Genomic DNA, 17,109 nt, shown 5'->3' with positions numbered 1-17,109 from the left:
CCGTCTGTTTCGGTGAAATCCCTTGCGGTGAGGGGGATTTCAGGTGTCGCAGTCGAGGACGGTGTGACACAGCTGGCACCGCGCCCGCACCCGGCCCCTGACCGGCACCCGGATCCGCTGATGGCACGTGGGGCAGGGGAACGACACCCGCAGCCCGTCGCCGAGCGTCTCGAAGGCGTACGGGCGCCCGGCGTCCCCGGCCTCACCGGGGTGATCGAGCGCGTATCGCCGGTCCTTGGCGTAGCGGTGGCGGCCCGACCAGCCCGCCGTGGTCAGCGGCGGGTGCTGCTCGTCCCGTACGGCCTGCGCCTTGCCCTTCGTGTACGCGGTGTAGCCCTGCGGGCTGGTGAACCAGATGCGGGGGTCCTCGTTGAACACGACGGCGCGCTTGGCCAGCACGTAGCCGAACTCCTCCGGCGTCAGATAGCCGAGCTTCTGGCTGGAGTCCCGGTCCTCGCGGAACGCGTCGAGCAGCAGCCAGCCGGCGCCCAGATAGGTCGTCACGGTGTCGGTCAGGATCTCGTTGTCGCGCGTGCCGGGGAAGCTCAGCCCGAGCCGGTGCAGCAGGACATGGGTGATCTCGTGCGCGAGGGCGGCGCCGATGTCCCGGCGGTGCCGCCGGAAACGGTCGTTGAGCTCGATGAAGTACTCCGGGCCCGCCGTCAGTTCGACGCTCGCCGCGTGCTCCATCTCGCGGAAGCTGACGATCATCCGGGCGTCCGGCAGGTGCAGCTGCTGGACCAGTGCGCGGGCCACCCGCTGCACCCCGAGATGGAGGTCGTCATGGTCGGCGAAGGCGACGTCGGCGGGCGCGACACTGGTGTCGTACCGGCGGATGCCGTCGTCCGACATGCGCCGGTAGAGCGCGGTGACGGCGGCCCGCACGGTGTCGAGATGCGGGTAGCCGTGGACGACGGGGCTGCCGCCGTTCGTCGCGCCTGTGTCCGTCACGCCACTACCCCTTCGTAGGACGGTCGACCGCTCTCAACTGTACGGGGACCGGCCCGGCGGGCGCCGGACGGAGCCCGACCGTTCGGTTGGCCGAAACCCATGTCTTGTGCCACGGCTGATTTCCTCCCCATAATCCGGATCACGCTGTGGCGAGCGGATACAGGCGATCCACGTTTCACCGGGTCGTCGGTCGGCTTCGCCATGCGTACGGCACCCCCACGTGCTGAGCGTCATCCGTACACAGCTTCACGCGCGACAGCCCCACGCAAGACAACCAAATGCACTGTTTCCCCCCACGAAAGGCAGTCAGTTGAGCTTCCTGCGTGCCCTCAAAAGATGTGCCGTCGTCGGCGCGGTCGTCCTCGCCGGTGTCAGCCTTCAGCCCACCTCCGCCTCGGCCACCCCGCCCCCGGGCCCGCTGGTCGTCGGCGGCACTCCTGCCGAGCAGGGTGAGTTCCCCTTCATGGTCCGCCTCTCCATGGGCTGCGGCGGCGCGCTCTACGAGCAGGACATCGTCCTGACCGCCGCCCACTGCGTGGACGGTTCGGGCCCCGACACGAGCATCACCGCCACGGCGGGCGTCGTGGACCTCGAGAGCCCGGACGCCATCGAGGTCAACTCGACCGAGATCCTCCAGGCTCCCGGTTACAACGGCACCGGCAAGGACTGGGCGCTGATCAAGCTCGCCCAGCCGATCGACCTGCCCACGCTGGACATAGCCACGGACGACTCGTTCAACAACGGCGAGTTCACCGTCGCCGGCTGGGGTGCGGCCACCGAGGGCGGCGGCCAGGAGCGGCACCTGCTCAAGGCCAACGTGCCGTTCGTCTCCGACGCGGACTGCGAGGGCGCGTACTCCGGCAGCCTCGTGCCTGCCGAGGAGATCTGCGCCGGCTTCATCGACGAGGGCGGCACGGACACCTGCCAGGGTGACTCCGGCGGCCCGATGTTCCGTGACAACGGGAACGGTGGCTGGATCCAGGTCGGCGTCGTCAGCTGGGGCCAGGGCTGCGCCCGGCCCGGCTTCCCGGGCGTCTACACCGAGGTGTCCACCTTCGCCGCCGACATCCAGTCGGCAGCGGCCGGTCTCTGACGCGGCCGTCGGCCGCACGCACCGACGCCTCCTGTAGGAGGCGCGCAGGGCGCGTGATGTGACACGAAGGCGGAGGGGTGGTTGCCGGACCGGTCGGTCCGGCAACCACCCCTCCTTCGCGTTCCCCGGGGCGCCCGCGGCTTGCGTCCGTGTGGGCGCAGTGTCGGCCGCCCTTCGCGCGGCGGCCGGGGATGAGGGCGGGTTCCGGTGTTCGGTGGCCGGACGACGACCGGAGGCCGACCGTTCGGTTGGCCGAGATTCGTATCTTGTGGGGCTGCTCCCGCCCTCCGGATAATCCGGATCGCGTTCCTGTCGGGCTCATGCCAACGAGCGTGCGACGCGCGTCGACCCGTGTGCCCGGCAGGGGTGAATCCCTCAAGCCCCCACGAAAGGCAGACCGTTGAGCATTCAGGGTGTTCTCAAGAGATGCATCGCCGCCGGCGCTGTCATGCTCGCCGCCATCAGCCTCCAGACGACCTCCGCCTCCGCCGCGCCCGTGCCGGACGCGCCCAAGACGCAGGCCGCGGCCCCCCTCGCCCCGCCCGTCGTCGGCGGCACCCGCGCGGCCCAGGGCGAGTTCCCCTTCATGGTCCGCCTCTCCATGGGCTGTGGTGGCTCGCTGTACTCCTCCACCATCGTGCTCACCGCCGCGCACTGTGTGAGCGGATCGGGCAACAACACCAGCATCACCGCCACCGCCGGTGTCGTGGACCTCCAGAGCAGCAGCGCCATCAAGGTCCGGTCCACCAAGGTCCTCCAGGCTCCCGGCTACAACGGCGCGGGCAAGGACTGGGCGCTCATCAAGCTCGCCCAGCCCATCAACCTGCCGACCCTGAAGATCGCCACCACCACGCAGTACAACACCGGCAACTTCACCGTCGCCGGCTGGGGCGCGGCCACCGAGGGCGGCGGCCAGCAGCGCTACCTCCTCAAGGCCACCGTGCCGTTCGTCTCCGACGCCAGCTGCAACTCCTCGTACGGCGGCCAGATCATCACCAGTGAAGAGATCTGCGCCGGCTTCGCCGCGGGCGGCGTCGACACCTGCCAGGGTGACTCCGGCGGCCCGATGTTCCGCAAGGACAACGCCGACGCCTTCATCCAGGTCGGCATCGTGAGCTGGGGCAACGGCTGCGCCCGGCCCAACTACCCCGGTGTCTACACCGAGGTCTCCACCTTCGCCTCCGCCATCGCGTCGGCCGCCTCCACACTCTGATCGACGCGTGTGACCCGCAGGGGCGGGACAGGCCGCGGACACGCCTCGGCGCGTCGGTCCAGGACCTGTCCCGCCCCTGTCCACGGGCGCACCCGCTCCCCGCGAGCGCTCTCGCACCAGCCGTACGTGCCCCTCGCCCGCCCCCTCCAGCTCCAGCACCCACACCTCGTTGCGCCCCGCGCGCAGCACCGGCCCCGGCACGAACTGCGACTCCTGCGGGCCCACCGCCCAGTAGCGGCCCGCACAGAAGCCGTTGACCCACACGAAGCCGCGCGTCCAGCCCGGCAGACAGAGCCGCGCGTCACCCGGGGACGTCACGCCGAACGCCCCCCGGTACAGACCCCGCGCACCGGGCCGGGCCGGGGCGCGGAACGGCAGCGCGGCGACCGCCGCCGCGTCGTCGAAGGCGTCCAGCCGCAGCCCCCGCGCCCGCACACCGTGCAGATACTGCCGCTCATGCAGGAACCCGCCCGTGATCCCCTTCGGCTCACCCGTACGCGGCCCGTAGTTGACCCGTCCCAGGGACTCCACCCACGCCTCCACCACCGCCGGTCCGGCCACCGGCTCCGCCAGCACCGGATCCTCCTCGCGCAGCACCCCGGCCCGGACCCCGTCGACCTGCACCACCGCCAGATCACGCAGCCCCGACAGCGTCAGCGGATACGGCCGCCGGGGCCCCGGCACCGTCACCCGGTAGCGCACCGGCCCCCGGCCCACGCCCAGTTCCTCGAACGACGGCGGCATCGGCGTCCGCGTCTGAGGCCCGCCGAGCCCGTCGATCACCTCGTCCAGCGGCGCCCACCCGTCCAGCTCCGCGCGCAGAGGCCCGTCACCCAGCAGGGGCGGCGCCGGCGGCACCTCGGGCAGCGGCCCCTCCCCGTACCCCGCCAGGATCTCCCGGAACAGCCAGAACCTCTCCGTCGGCCGCCCGCCTCGTCCACCGGCGCGCCGTAGTCGTACGACGTCACGCCCGGCTCCAGCGCCCCCTCGTGCAGCGCGCCGGCGCGATCGGCACCCGCCCGGCCCGCGAAGTTCGTGCCGCCGTGCGCCATGTAGATGTTCACCGACGCCCCGCACTCCAGGATCTCGCGCAGCGCGTCCGCCGCGTCCGCCGGATCACGCACCACGGGCGGCGCGCCCCAGTGGTCGAACCAGCCGCACCAGAACTCCATGCACATCAACGGGCCCCCGGCCCGGTGCTCGCGCAGCTTCCCGAAGGCCGCGCGGGCCCCCGAACCGAAGTTCACCGTCGCCAGGACACCGGGCACCGAACCGCCCGTCAGCATGTGGTCCTCCGGGCCGTCCGAGGTGAACAGCGGCACCTCGATTCCGCGGTTGCGCAGCAGCGCGGCCAGCGTGGAGAGGTACGGCAGGTCGGAGCCGTAACTCCCGTACTCGTTCTCCACCTGCACCATGATCACCGGGCCGCCGCGGTCGATCTGGCGGGCGACGACCTGCGGCAGCAGGCGGCGCAACCACCGCTCCACCGGGCCCAGATAGGCCGGGTCGCCCGTCCGCAACCGCGAACCCACCGCCGCCGTCAGCCAGTACGGCAGCCCGCCGTTGTCCCACTCCGCGCAGATGTACGGGCCCGGCCGCACGATCGCCCACAGCCCCGCCTCACCGGCCGCGTCCAGGAACCGGCCCAGCGCCTCCACATCCACGTACCGGCCCGGCGCCGGCTCGTGCCGATCCCACGGGACATACGTCTCCACACAGTTCAGCCCCATCGCGCGCAGCATCCGCAGCCGGTGCGGCCACTGCTCCTCATGGACCCGGAAATAATGCAGCGCCCCCGAGAGCAACCGCACCGGGCGGCCGTCCACCAGGAAATCCCTGTCACCTACAGTGAAATCCGCCACCACCGCCGCCCTTCGGTTCGATCATCCGCCAGGGGCACCCTCACCCCCCGGCCACGGACGGGTCCATGGACGGAGATCGGCGGTGCATGGACGTACCGGGCGCGGACCTGACCGGAAGCGGCCGGGAGAGGAGAGCGACAGCGGATGTACCAGACCTGGATGCGGTACTTCACCCCCAGCCCCGTCCACCACCGCCTCGGCCTCGTCTGCCTCGGCGTCGGCCTCCAGCACGGCCCGCTGCCCACCGTCGGACCCCGCGTCCTCGACCACCACGTCGCCGTCGTCATCGGCGCGGGCAGCGGCTGGTACCGCGACACCGAAGGACACCGCACCACCGTCACCGCCCCCGCGCTGCTCTGGCTGATCCCCGGTGTACCGCACCACTACGGCGCCGACCCCGAGACCGGCTGGGACGAGAGCTTCGTCGACTTCACCGGCCCCGCCACCACCACGTACACCGAACTCGGCTACATCGAGACGCAGCGCCCCGTCGTCCCCCTCACCGACGCGACCACCGCACGCGCCGCCATCGGCCGCATCGTGCGCGCCGCACGGCGCGGCAACCCGCTCCTGGAGGTCGAGACCGGCGCCGCCGTCCACGAACTCCTCGTCGCACTGCGCCGCGACCGCGCCGACATCAGCGCCGAGGGCGAACTCGTCCTCCAGGCCCTCGCCCGCGACGCCTTCCTGCCGCTCTCCGTCGCCGAACACGCCGCACGCCACGGCATGAGCCCCGCCGAACTGCGCGGCGCCGTACGCAGAAGCGCCGGATGCAGCCCCAAGGACTACCTGCTCGGCATCAGACTCGGCCGCGCCAAGGAACTCCTCGCCACCACCGAACTGCCCGTCGCCGCCGTCGCCCGCCGCATCGGCTACGACGATCCCGCCTACTTCTCCCGGCTGTTCACACGCCGCGTGGGCATCCCGCCGGTCCGCTTCCGGGAACGCCAGGGCCGCACCGTACCCGGCGGCTGGAGCGACCGCGCCCCGCACCCGGACCACCCCCCGACGATCACGACGCCCTCTCCTTGAGACGCTCTCCTTGATCCGCGCGACACCCCCTAAGCTTCCGCACCATGACCACGAGCGACAACGGCGGAAACGGCGATACCGGCGATGACGGCGGCAACGGCGGCATCGACCGGTCCGTCCAGGCCGAGCTGGACCGGCTCCGCGGAAGTATCGACAACATCGACGCGGCCGTCGTCCACATGCTGGCCGAACGGTTCAAATGCACCCAGCAGGTCGGCCTCCTCAAGGCCGCGCACCACCTGCCGCCCGCCGACCCGGCCCGCGAGTCCCGGCAGATCACCCGGCTGCGGGAGCTCGCCGAGAACGCCCGCCTCGACCCCGCCTTCGCCGAGAAACTCCTCAACTTCATCATCGCCGAGGTGATCCGCCACCACGAGACGATCGCCGACGGCTCGGGACCCCGGCCCTGACCGGATCCGCCCGGCCGGTCCCCCCCGGACAACTCCGACAGCTCCGACAGCTCCGGCAGACCTCCCGGACGAACGGCGAAGGCGCGCTCCGCCACGCCCCCGCACCACGCTCCCGTGACCCGGCCCGTGCGCTGACAGCGCAACCCCCACCTGCTGCGCAGCCCCCGGCCCATCGGGCAGCATGGCCCCCATGTCCGTACTGATGCGCGACGAAGCGCAGACCCGTGCCCAGCTCATAGACGTCCACCGGTACACGGTCGCCCTCGACCTGACCACCGGCGACGAGACCTTCGAATCCCGTGCCGCCATCCACTTCACCGCCCGCGCGGCCGGCGACACCTTCATCGAGCTGAAGTCCGCCCTGCTGCGCTCGGTCACCCTCGACGGACAGCCCCTGGACCCCGCCGGACTGAACGAGAACCGCCTCGCGCTCCCCGGACTCACCGCCGGCGAGCACGAACTGCTCGTCGACGCCACCATGCGCTACTCCCGCACCGGCGAAGGCATGCACCGCTTCACCGACCCCACCGACGGCGAGACCTACCTCTACACCCAGCTGTTCCTCCAAGACGCCCAGCGGGTCTTCGCCGTCTTCGACCAACCCGACCTCAAGGCCGTCTTCGAACTCAGTCTCACCGCCCCCGAGGGCTGGACCGTCCTCGGCAACTCGGTCGCCACCGACCACGGCGGCGGCCACTGGAGCCTCGCACCGACCCCGCCCATCTCCACCTACCTCGTGGCCGTCGCCGCCGGCCCCTGGCACTCCGTGCGCACCGAACACGCGGGCCTGCCCTTCGGCATCCACTGCCGGCGCTCCCTGGCACCCCATCTCGACATCGACGCCGACGAGATCCTCGCCATCACCCGCGCCTGCTACGACCGCTACCACGAGAAGTTCGAGGAGCCGTACCCCTTCGACTCCTACGACCAGGCATTCGTCCCCGAGTTCAACGCCGGCGCCATGGAGAACCCGGGCCTCGTCACCTTCCGCGACGAATTCGTCTACCGCTCCGCCGTCACCGACACCGAGCGGCAGACCCGCGCCATGGTCATCGCCCACGAGATGGCCCACATGTGGTTCGGCGACCTCGTCACCCTCACCTGGTGGGACGACATCTGGCTCAACGAGTCCTTCGCCGAGTACATGGGCTACCAGACCCTCACCGAGGCCACGCGCTACACCGACACCTGGGTCGCCTTCGGCATCGACCGCAAATCGTGGGGCTACGACGCCGACCAGCGCCCCTCCACCCACCCCGTCGCGCCCGACCCCGCCAGCGTGCCCGACACCGCCGCCGCGATGCTCAACTTCGACGGCATCTCCTACGCCAAGGGAGCCTCCGCGCTGCGCCAACTCGTCGCCTGGCTCGGCGAGAAGGACTTCCTCGCCGGCATCAACACACACTTCGCCCGGCACAAGTTCGGCAACGCCACCCTCGCCGACTTCATCGACTCCCTCGCCGCCTCCACCGACCGCGACGTCCACCGGTGGGCCGAACAGTGGCTCCGCACGAGCGGCGTCGACACCCTCACCCCCACCATCGGCAACGCCAACGAGGGCGGCACCGGGACCGGCGGCAACGGCACCGAGACCGGCTGGACACTCCACGTCACCCGGCGCGGCGACCGCCCGCACCGCATCGCCGTCGGCGCCTACGACCGCGACCTCGTCGACCCCGGCCGCCTCGCCCCCCGCGACCGCTTCGAGATCGACATCCCGGGACAGGACGGCCCCACCGTCCGCCCCGGCCGCCGCCCCGACCTCGTCGTCCTCAACGACGGCGACCTCGGCTACGCCAAGGTCCGCCTCGACGACCGCTCCTGGGCCACCGCACTCGACTGCCTCTCCGGCATCCCCGACCCGCTCACCCGCGCCGTCGTCTGGAACGCGGCCCGCGACATGGTCCGCGACGGCGAACTGGCCCCCACCGCCTACCTGGAAGCCGCCCGCACCCACCTCCCGCACGAATCCGACCTCGCCGTCGTACAAGGCGTACTCGGCTTCGCCGCCACCCAGATCGCCGACCGCTACCTCACCCCCGACGACCGCCCCGCCGCCCTCGCCACCCTCACCGCCATCTGCCGCGCCCTCATCCGCCGCACCGAGGACGGCAACGCGCCCGGCCTGCGCCTCACCGCCGTACGCCACTTCATCTCCGCCGCCACCCAACCCGACGGCATCCAGGACTGGCTCGGCTCGGACAGCGTCCCCGGCGGCCCCGAACTCGACCCCGAACTGCGCTGGCGCATCCTCTACCGCCTCGCCGTCCTCGGCGCCGTGGACGACTCCGCCATCACCGACGAACTCACCCGCGACCCCAGCGCCACCGGCCAGGAAGGCGCCGCCCGCTGCCGCGCCGCCCTCCCCGACGGCGACGCCAAAGCCGCCGCCTGGGAACGCCTGTTCCTCACCGACGACCTGTCCAACCACCTCTTCACCGCCACCGCCCAGGGCTTCTGGCAGCCCGAACAGACCGACCTCGTGAGGAAGTACGTCCCGCGCTTCTACACCGACGCCGTCGAACTCGCCGAACGCCGCGGCGCCGCCATCGCCGAATCCGCCGGACGCCACGCCTTCCCGGTGCACGCCGTGGACCCGGAATCACTGCGCCTCGGCGAGGAGTACCTGAGCGCCCCCGGCATCCTGCCCGCCCTGCGCCGCAAGCTCACCGACCAACTCGACGATCTGCGCCGCGCGTTGCGGGTACGGGAGGGCTGACCCCGCCGCCTGCTCACGAAGGACGGGCCGACACCCGCGCGGTGCGTCGGCCCGTCCACCGCCAGAAGGCGCACACCCCCACTCTCCTTCAGCGCACGCCGATACCCCTTCGGGGTCCGGGTCGTTGTGCACCGTGGGCACCACCCCCGATCCCGGGCACCCCGGTGCAGCTGCCCCATGCGCCCCGAAGGACCCCAATGACCGACCTGTCAGCAGACGATCACCGCCGGCCGCACGATCTGGTCGGCATCGGCATCGGCCCGTTCAACCTCTCCCTCGCCGCTCTCGCCGACGGCGTCCACGGAGGCCTCGCCGCCGCCTTCTACGAACAGCGCCCCGCCTTCCACTGGCACCCCGGCCTGCTCCTCGACGGAGCCACCCTCCAAGTGCCCTTCCTGGCCGATCTGGTGACCCTCGTCGACCCGGCGAGCCCCTGGTCCTTCCTCAGCTATCTCAGGGCACGCGAGCGGCTGTACCCGTTCTACTTCGCCGAGCGCTTCCACATCCAGCGCGCCGAGTACGACGCCTACTGCCGCTGGGTCAGCGAACAACTCCCCGGACTCCACTTCGGCCACCAGGTCGACGCCGTCCGCTGGAACGCCGAACGCGCCCTGTTCGAGGTCGACTTCACCCAGCTCGACCACACCGGCGAGGTCGAGGCCCTCGGCCGCGCCTACACCCGCAACGTCGCCCTCGGTATCGGCACCGAGCCGTACGTCCCCGAACCGCTCAGACTCCTCGCCGACACCCCCACCGTCCCCGTGATCCACTCCGCCGACTACCTCGACCACCGCGAGCGGATCCTCGAAGCCGAACACATCACCGTCGTCGGCTCCGGCCAGTCCGGCGCCGAGGTCTTCCTCGACCTGCTGCGCGCCCGCCCCACGGGCGCCGAGAAGATCCACTGGCTCGCCCGCACCGAAGCCTTCTCACCCATGGAGTACTCCAAGCTCGGCCTGGAGCAGTTCACCCCCGACTACACCTCCTACTTCCACGCACTGCCCGAACGCGCCCGCGACGAACTCGTCCCGCGCCAGTGGCAGCTCCACAAAGGCATCGACGCCGGCACCATCGCCGCCATCCACGACGAGCTCTACCGCCGCACACTCCACGGCGGCTGGCCCGACGCCGTCCTCACCCCCGGCGTCCTCGTCCGCACCGCGGGACGGGTCGGCGCCACCAGGATCGAACTGCACCTGGAACACGGCCGGCAGTCCGGGCGCTCCCGGCTCACCACCGACGCCGTCGTCCTCGCCACCGGCTACCGCGAACGCCCGCTCGGCCGGCTCCTGGCCGGACTCGACCCGTACATGTGTCTCGACCAATCCCAGCGCCCCCGCGTCGACGAGCGGTACCGGCTGGTCCTCGCCCCCTCGGTGACCGGCTCGGTGTACGTACAGAACGCCGAACGGCACACCCACGGTGTCGGCGCCCCCGACCTCGGACTCGCCGCCTGGCGCAGCGCCACGATCCTCAACTCGCTGACCGGCGCCGAGCCCTACCCACTGCCGCGCCGGACCGCGTTCACCAGCTTCGGCCTGGACGGACGCGAAAGGCACCGGCAGGTGCCGGCGCCGAGGGGCCTCGTGCCGCTCTCCGAAGCGCGCTGACGGAGCGGCCACGCGGCGAGAGTCGTAAGGGGTGCGCCGGTGTGGTGCCGAGGGGACGGCACCACACCGGCGCGTCATCACGCGACGAGTCAGAAGACCGGGGTGCCGTCGCGCGTGAGCTTCCAGTCCACCGAGGCGAACCGAGCCGGGTCGACGGTCTTCTCCGTCTGCACCCACGTGATGATCGTGTTCCGGATCTCGTCCGGGTTCGCCCACAACTGCTGGGCGCCCGCGACATGCGGGAAGTTCCCGCCACCGCTCGCCCGGTAGTTGTTGACCGCGAGCACGAAACGGGCGGCCGGGTCCAGCGCCTCCCCCTCGAAGCGAAGATTCACGATCCGCGAACCGGCGGGCTTCGCGATGTCGATGTCGTACGTCAGCCCCGACACCACGTCGTAGTTGTAGTCCGGGATGTTGTCCGCGTTCGTCAGCTTCGACGTGTCCACCGGCGCACCCGCCGCCGTCCGCACGTAGTACCTCGCCGAGAACTCAAGATAGTCCTTGATCTGAGCACCCGTCAGCAGACGGGCCTCCAGGGTGTTCTCGAACGGATACAGCCCCGCCGCGTCCTTGATGGTCACCTCGCCCGCCGGGATACCCGCCGTACGCGAGAAACACGACGCCTGCGACAGCAGCGGCAGCGCCGCCCACTCACCGCCCGCCAGACCCGCCCGCACGGTCTCCGTCTGCACATGGTTGATCAGATCGATCAGCGGCTCGTCCCGCCACGGCGCGTCCGCCGCCGTCATGGCCGCCGTCGACGTCCCGATCACCTGGTTGACATAACTCACCACCTTGCGGTGCTCGTCCACCAGCAGCCCGGTGATCTTCGGGTCCTCGTCCACCGTGTTCGAGTTGAGGACCTGGGCGCCCACCTTCTCGACCGACCAGCGCCCCCGCTCCCACACCAGGTCGAAGTCGAACAGCGTCAGCCGCTGCCCCCACTTCAGCGGCTCGGACAGCACCACGTCCTTGCCGGTCTCCTTGTTCGTCACCCGGTACTCGGGAATCTCCGTGTGCGCGTGCCCCACCAGGATCGCGTCGATGCCCGGCACCTGCTCGGCCACCAGACCGGCCGCGTTCTCGATGTGCGGAAGCTGGTCTCCGTAGGAGGACGTGCCGCTCGACCCCGAGTGCGCGGCCACGATCACCACATCGGCGCCCATCGACCGCAGCTTGGGCACCCACTTCGCCGCCTGCTCCTCAAGACCCGGGAACGTCATCTTCCCCTGGACGTTCACCTTGTCCCAGATCGCGATGCCCGGATTCGTCAGACCCAGCACCGCCACCCGCACATCACGCCCGTGCGGCGTGCGCAGCCGCTTGATCACATACGGCGGGAACGCGGGCCGCAGCGTCTTCGCGTCCAGCGCGTTGGCACCGAGCAGCGGGAAACGGCACTGCTCCTCGAACTTCCGCAGCACCGGGATCCCGTAGTTGAACTCGTGGTTGCCGAGCGCCGCGGCGTCGTAACCGATCGCGTTCATCGCCTGCGCCATCGGGTGCACCGGGCCCCGCTTGGCCGTGATCGGGTCGATCTTCGCGTAGTAGTACGAGAGCTGGGTGCCCTGGATCGTGTCGCCCGCGTCGATGAGCAGCGTGTTGCCGCGCCCCTTCTCCTCACGGACGCGGTTCACCAGCGTGGAGATCTTCGCCAGACCGACGTCGTTGCGGTCCTTGTCGTCGAACTCCTTGTCCGTGAAGTAGTCCCAGTTGAAGACATTGCCGTGCAGGTCCGTGGTGCCCAGCACGGTGAACGAGTACCGCTTCGGCGGACGTCCGTGGCCATGCCCGTGGCCGACGCCGTGCTCCCGCGCCCCCGCCGGGACGGCGGCGCCCCCGGCGATCGCCACACCGGCTCCGGCCGCGGCCGACCGGCCCAGGAACGTCCTTCGATTCAGCGGCATCGCTACTCCCTCGATCTCGTCACCCACACGCACAACGCGCGTAGATAGGGCGGCTAGATTCTGACGCAGGAACGCCCGATGGAACACCCCCGCAGGGTTTCGATCCGATGACCGCCGAAAGTCGTGCCCCGGCCGGAGCCGGGTGGGAGAGTGGCCGAGAGGCCCGTACCACCCCACAACTCGCCGCCGTACGAGGGAGAACCCACCCGTGACCACCGACGCCCCCACCGCCGGCTCCGCCCCCTACGGCACCCCCGAGACCCCGAGGGTCGCCGTCCGCGGCGAGGCGCGCCTTGAGTTCGACCCCGAGATCGCCAGGATCGGCGTCTCGGTCGGCGCGCGCGGCACCGACCGGCGCACCGCGCTCGACGACCTCACCCGCCGCAACAACGAGGCCCTGACACTCATCAAGTCCTACGCGGACGCCGTGGAGAAGCTGGAGACCGGCTCCTTCTCCATCAACCCGGAACTGACCCGGCACGGCCGCGGCGAACGGATCCGCGCCTACCACGGCCGGGTGACCATCAGCGCCGAACTCTCCGACTTCACCGCACTCGGCGAACTCACCACCCGCCTCGCCGACCTCGAACTCACCACCGTCGACGGCCCCTGGTGGGCCCTGCGCCCCGATTCCCCCGCACACGGCGAGGCGCGCAGGCAGGCGGTCCGCGAAGCGGTCCAGCGGGCCCGCGAGTACGCCGGGGCCCTCGGCGCCGGCCTCGCGGCACTCGTCGAACTCGCCGACATCGGGGCCGAGAACGCCGTGCCGTACGCGCCACGTGCCGCCCCGTACGCGATGGGTTACGGCGGAGCCCCCGAGGCCGCCGGCGCGGCGCCCGCCCTCGACCTCGAACCGCAGCGGCAGACCGTCTACGCGCAGGTGAACGCGCGCTTCACGATGACGCCGCCGATCCTCTGAGTCCCGGCTCCGCGACGGTCCCGGCTCCGCGACGGGCCCGGCTCCGGCCGGGCCCCGTGCCGACAACCTCCGAATAACGCTCATCAGAGCGGCCGTGCGCGCACTTCAACACTTGTCAACAACCTTTCATGCAAAGGTTGTTGAGTAGTCATGTGAGACCAATTACCTACCCGACGGTAAGGTTTAGTCTCGAACCATGCGCCGAGCGAAAATCGTCTGTACCCTGGGGCCCGCCACCGACTCCTACGACCAGATCAAAGCACTGGTCGAGGCCGGAATGGACGTCGCCCGCTTCAACCTCAGCCACGGCAGCTACGCCGAGCACGAGGAGCGCTACCAGCGCGTACGCAAAGCGGCCGAGGAGACCGGCCGCAGCGTGGGAATCCTCGCCGACCTTCAAGGCCCGAAGATCCGCCTCGGACGCTTCCGCGAAGGTCCCGTACTCCTTGAACGCGGCGACGAATTCATCATCACCGTCGAACCCCTCGAAGGCGACCGCCACACCTGCGGCACGACCTACGAGGGACTCGCCGACGACGTGACCACCGGCGAACGCATCCTGGTCGACGACGGCAAGGTGACCCTGGAGGTCACCGAGGTCGACGGACCCCGCGTCCGCACCACCGTCGTCGAAGGCGGCATGGTCTCCGACAACAAGGGCCTCAACCTCCCCGGCGTCGCGGTGTCCGTCCCCGCGCTCTCCGAGAAGGACATCGACGACCTCCGCTGGGCCCTGCGCATCGGCGCCGACGTCGTCGCCCTCTCCTTCGTGCGCAGCGGACGCGACATCGACGACGTCCACCGCGTGATGGACGAGGAAGGCCGGCGCGTCCCCGTCATCGCCAAGGTCGAGAAGCCGCAGGCCGTGGAGAACATAGACGACATCGTCGCCGCGTTCGACGGCATCATGGTCGCCCGGGGCGACCTCGGCGTCGAGATGCCGCTGGAGCAGGTGCCGATCGTGCAGAAGCGCGCGATCAAGCTCGCGAAGCGCAACGCGAAGCCGGTCATCGTCGCCACGCAGATGCTCGACTCGATGATCGACAACTCCCGGCCGACCCGCGCGGAGGCGTCCGACGTCGCCAACGCCGTCATCGACGGCACCGACGCGGTGATGCTCTCCGGCGAGACGAGCGTCGGCAAGTACCCGGTCGAGACGGTCCGCACGATGAGCCGCATCGTCGAGGCGGCGGAGGAGGACGTCCTGGCCAAGGGCCTGCCCCCGCTCACCGAGCGCAGCAAGCCCCGCACCCAGGGCGGCGCGGTCGCCCGCGCGGCGGCCGAGATGGGCGACTTCCTCGGCGCGAAGTTCCTGGTCGCGTTCACCCAGTCCGGCGACACGGTCAAACGCCTCTCCCGCTACCGCTCACCGATCCCGCTCCTGGCCTTCACCCCGGACCCGGCGACGCGCGCGCAGCTGAACCTCACCTGGGGTGTGGAGGCGTTCCTCGGCCCGCACGTGGAGTCGACGGACGCGATGGTCGACCAGGTGGACGAGCAGCTGCTGCGGATCGGCCGCTGCGCGAAGGGCGACGTGGTGGTGATCACGGCGGGCTCCCCGCCGGGGGTCGCGGGCTCGACGAACCTGGTCCGCGTCCACCACATCGGCGAGGACGACAGCCCGAAGTAGCCCGCCTCGGGCCGGAGTTCAGTACTTCGGCCCGACATGGGCGTCCATGAGCGCGACGGACGCCTTGCGGGCGACGGAGATGTTGTACGGCTGCCCGTGCCGGGTGCAGTGCTTCCACTCCACGCCGAGCCGGTCGAGCGTGTCGGTGTAGAGCCGCCGGATGTCGTCGGAGACGTTGGTGAACCAGTAGCGGGGATACTCGTACCGCTTGCGTTCGCCCTTGACGACGCGGACGGTCCAGTTCATGTTGCGGCAGCCGTCGGAGTGGATCAACCCGCGTATCAGCTGCCACGGGTGGGCGTCCACGATCTCCCGCTGCCAGTCGACGAGCACGATGGGCCGCTCGTGCTTCCTGCCGGGACCGTGCTGCGGGAAGAGGCAGAAGACGTGCTTCGAGTAGACCTTCACGTTGCTGCATCCGGTCCTTCGGACCCGGCGGACGGAGTTGTCGGGGAAGACCGCGCGCATCGCAGCCTCGCACTCGTCCATCAGCCCCGGCCAGCTCTCGGCGCAGGTGATGGCAAGGCTCGGCACCCGGACGTTCGCGTGCCGGCTGATGTGCCCGTCGCCGAGGTAGAGCCCCAGGAGGTACGCGTAGGCCGCATTGTCGAGCTCCCGTCCGTCGCAGCGCGGACACGGCCGGAAGCCCTTCCCCGGACACTCACCCCCGTTTGGCGCGATCCATGTGCAGCCAGTAGCCGATGGTGCCGAGCGGGATCTTCATCCGGTCGGCCACTTCTCTGTTGCTCACACCGTCACGCAGCAGGGTGAGCGCCTTCTGGCGCACTTCGGTGCCGTGGAAGTTCATGGAACTACGGTGCGTGATTCCTCATCGCTCTGCGCAACGAAAAATGGATGTTCACCAGAACGTGAACATCCACTTCGTTACGCGTACCGGGTGCGGGACTCGAACCCGCAAGCCCTCTCGGGCAGAGGTGTTTGAGACCTCCGTGTATACCGTTCCACCAACCCGGCCGGTCGACGCGAGAGGAGTCTACCGGTTCACCACAGGGCGACGCAGCTGGGTACTCTCGTGGCCAGCAGTATCTGCCAGTTACGAGGAGCCTCAGTGACCGCCCCCGAGTCGCCCCAGCCCGTCGACGACGACAAGTCGCATGTCCCGCCCCTGACGACCCGGGTCGTCATCGCCGAGGACGAGGCGCTCATCCGTCTCGATCTCAAGGAGATGCTCGAGGAAGAGGGCTACTCCGTCGTGGGCGAGGCCGGTGACGGTGAGCGTGCCGTCGAGCTCGCCCGGGAGCACAAGCCCGACCTCGTCATCCTCGACGTGAAGATGCCCGTCCTCGACGGCATCTCCGCCGCCGAGCGGATCGCGGGGGAGTCCATCGCCCCCGTCCTGATGCTCACCGCCTTCTCCCAGCGCGATCTCGTCGAGCGTGCCCGGGACGCCGGGGCGATGGCGTATCTCGTGAAGCCGTTCAGCAAGAGCGACGTCGTGCCCGCCATCGAGATGGCCGTCTCGCGCTTCAACGAGCTCAAGGCCCTTGAGCGGGAGGTCGCCGATCTGACGACCCGGCTGGAGACGCGCAAGCTCGTGGACCGCGCCAAGTCGATCCTCCAGACCCAGTACGGCCTCACCGAGCCCGCCGCCTTCCGGTGGATCCAGAAGACCTCGATGGACCGGCGGCTGTCGATGCAGCAGGTCGCCGAGGCCGTCATCGAGGACGCCGAGGAGAAGAAGGCCGCGAAGGGGCGGTAGACGCCCCCGCACGGTCACGGCGTCCGCGAAGCCGACCCGCGTA

At 70.4% G+C, this 17,109-nt stretch carries 11 protein-coding genes, 1 tRNA gene and 2 pseudogenes; 9 read left to right on the top strand and 5 right to left on the bottom strand.

Annotated features, from left to right (window positions below; translation table 11 throughout):
* Nucleotides 1-39 precede the first annotated feature (39 nt).
* On the bottom strand, nucleotides 40-951 hold the full coding sequence (locus SSPS47_RS07375) for a hypothetical protein (RefSeq protein ID WP_164249660.1): 912 nt from the start codon (nucleotides 949-951) through the stop codon (nucleotides 40-42).
* A gap of 310 nt (nucleotides 952-1,261) precedes the next feature.
* Between SSPS47_RS07375 and SSPS47_RS07370 the strand changes: the two genes are divergently transcribed.
* Together SSPS47_RS07370 and SSPS47_RS07365 are read left to right on the top strand one after the other, a co-directional pair.
* On the top strand, nucleotides 1,262-2,044 hold the full coding sequence (locus tag SSPS47_RS07370; protein WP_164249659.1) for a serine protease: 783 nt from the start codon (nucleotides 1,262-1,264) through the stop codon (nucleotides 2,042-2,044).
* Between the two features lie 448 nt (nucleotides 2,045-2,492).
* A complete protein-coding gene (locus SSPS47_RS07365) occupies nucleotides 2,493-3,257 on the top strand; it encodes a serine protease (RefSeq protein WP_164254433.1) in 765 nt (254 codons plus the stop codon).
* A 135-nt stretch (nucleotides 3,258-3,392) separates the two neighbouring features.
* On the opposite strand, the pseudogene SSPS47_RS07360 reads toward SSPS47_RS07365, so the two are convergent.
* Nucleotides 3,393-5,119 (bottom strand): annotated as a pseudogene (locus tag SSPS47_RS07360) (beta-galactosidase family protein); the annotation flags it as partial.
* 144 nt (nucleotides 5,120-5,263) lie between these two features.
* Here SSPS47_RS07360 and SSPS47_RS07355 point away from each other — a divergent pair.
* The 4 genes from SSPS47_RS07355 (at nucleotide 5,264) to SSPS47_RS07340 (ending at nucleotide 10,890) form a co-directional block, all read left to right on the top strand.
* The gene (locus tag SSPS47_RS07355) at nucleotides 5,264-6,151 is read left to right on the top strand and encodes an AraC family transcriptional regulator (protein ID WP_164249656.1); all 888 of its coding nucleotides are present in this window, start codon (nucleotides 5,264-5,266) and stop codon (nucleotides 6,149-6,151) included.
* A 44-nt stretch (nucleotides 6,152-6,195) separates the two neighbouring features.
* On the top strand, nucleotides 6,196-6,561 hold the full coding sequence (locus SSPS47_RS07350) for a chorismate mutase (protein WP_164249654.1): 366 nt from the start codon (nucleotides 6,196-6,198) through the stop codon (nucleotides 6,559-6,561).
* A 190-nt stretch (nucleotides 6,562-6,751) separates the two neighbouring features.
* Nucleotides 6,752-9,280, top strand: a complete 2,529-nt coding sequence (gene pepN / locus SSPS47_RS07345; protein ID WP_164249653.1) for an aminopeptidase N — start codon at nucleotides 6,752-6,754, stop codon at nucleotides 9,278-9,280.
* A gap of 197 nt (nucleotides 9,281-9,477) precedes the next feature.
* The gene (locus SSPS47_RS07340; protein ID WP_164249651.1) at nucleotides 9,478-10,890 is read left to right on the top strand and encodes a SidA/IucD/PvdA family monooxygenase; all 1,413 of its coding nucleotides are present in this window, start codon (nucleotides 9,478-9,480) and stop codon (nucleotides 10,888-10,890) included.
* 89 nt (nucleotides 10,891-10,979) lie between these two features.
* Here SSPS47_RS07340 and SSPS47_RS07335 read toward each other — a convergent pair whose 3' ends face one another.
* Nucleotides 10,980-12,797 carry a 5'-nucleotidase C-terminal domain-containing protein gene (locus tag SSPS47_RS07335; protein WP_164249649.1) on the bottom strand — a complete coding sequence of 606 codons (1,818 nt, stop codon included), beginning with the start codon at nucleotides 12,795-12,797 and terminating at the stop codon, nucleotides 10,980-10,982.
* Nucleotides 12,798-13,005: 208 nt separating this feature from the next.
* Between SSPS47_RS07335 and SSPS47_RS07330 the strand changes: the two genes are divergently transcribed.
* Entirely contained in the window at nucleotides 13,006-13,716 is a 711-nt protein-coding gene (locus tag SSPS47_RS07330; protein WP_164249647.1) for an SIMPL domain-containing protein, read from the top strand.
* A gap of 196 nt (nucleotides 13,717-13,912) precedes the next feature.
* Complete coding sequence (gene pyk, locus SSPS47_RS07325; RefSeq protein WP_164249645.1) at nucleotides 13,913-15,346, top strand: pyruvate kinase; 1,434 nt, start codon at nucleotides 13,913-13,915, stop codon at nucleotides 15,344-15,346.
* An 18-nt stretch (nucleotides 15,347-15,364) separates the two neighbouring features.
* On the opposite strand, the pseudogene SSPS47_RS07320 reads toward pyk, so the two are convergent.
* Both SSPS47_RS07320 and SSPS47_RS07315 read right to left on the bottom strand, forming a co-directional pair.
* Nucleotides 15,365-16,154 (bottom strand): annotated as a pseudogene (locus tag SSPS47_RS07320) (helix-turn-helix domain-containing protein).
* A gap of 84 nt (nucleotides 16,155-16,238) precedes the next feature.
* Nucleotides 16,239-16,321 (bottom strand) — tRNA-Leu (locus SSPS47_RS07315).
* Nucleotides 16,322-16,415: 94 nt separating this feature from the next.
* Here SSPS47_RS07315 and SSPS47_RS07310 point away from each other — a divergent pair.
* Nucleotides 16,416-17,066, top strand: a complete 651-nt coding sequence (locus tag SSPS47_RS07310; RefSeq protein WP_164249644.1) for a response regulator — start codon at nucleotides 16,416-16,418, stop codon at nucleotides 17,064-17,066.
* The last annotated feature ends 43 nt before the right edge of the window (nucleotides 17,067-17,109 follow it).

The sequence above is a fragment of the Streptomyces sp. S4.7 genome (genome assembly GCF_010384365.1).
GTDB lineage: Bacteria > Actinomycetota > Actinomycetes > Streptomycetales > Streptomycetaceae > Streptomyces.
Note: the sequence above shows the minus strand (reverse complement) of the source record. Positions and strands in the feature narration are given on the sequence as shown.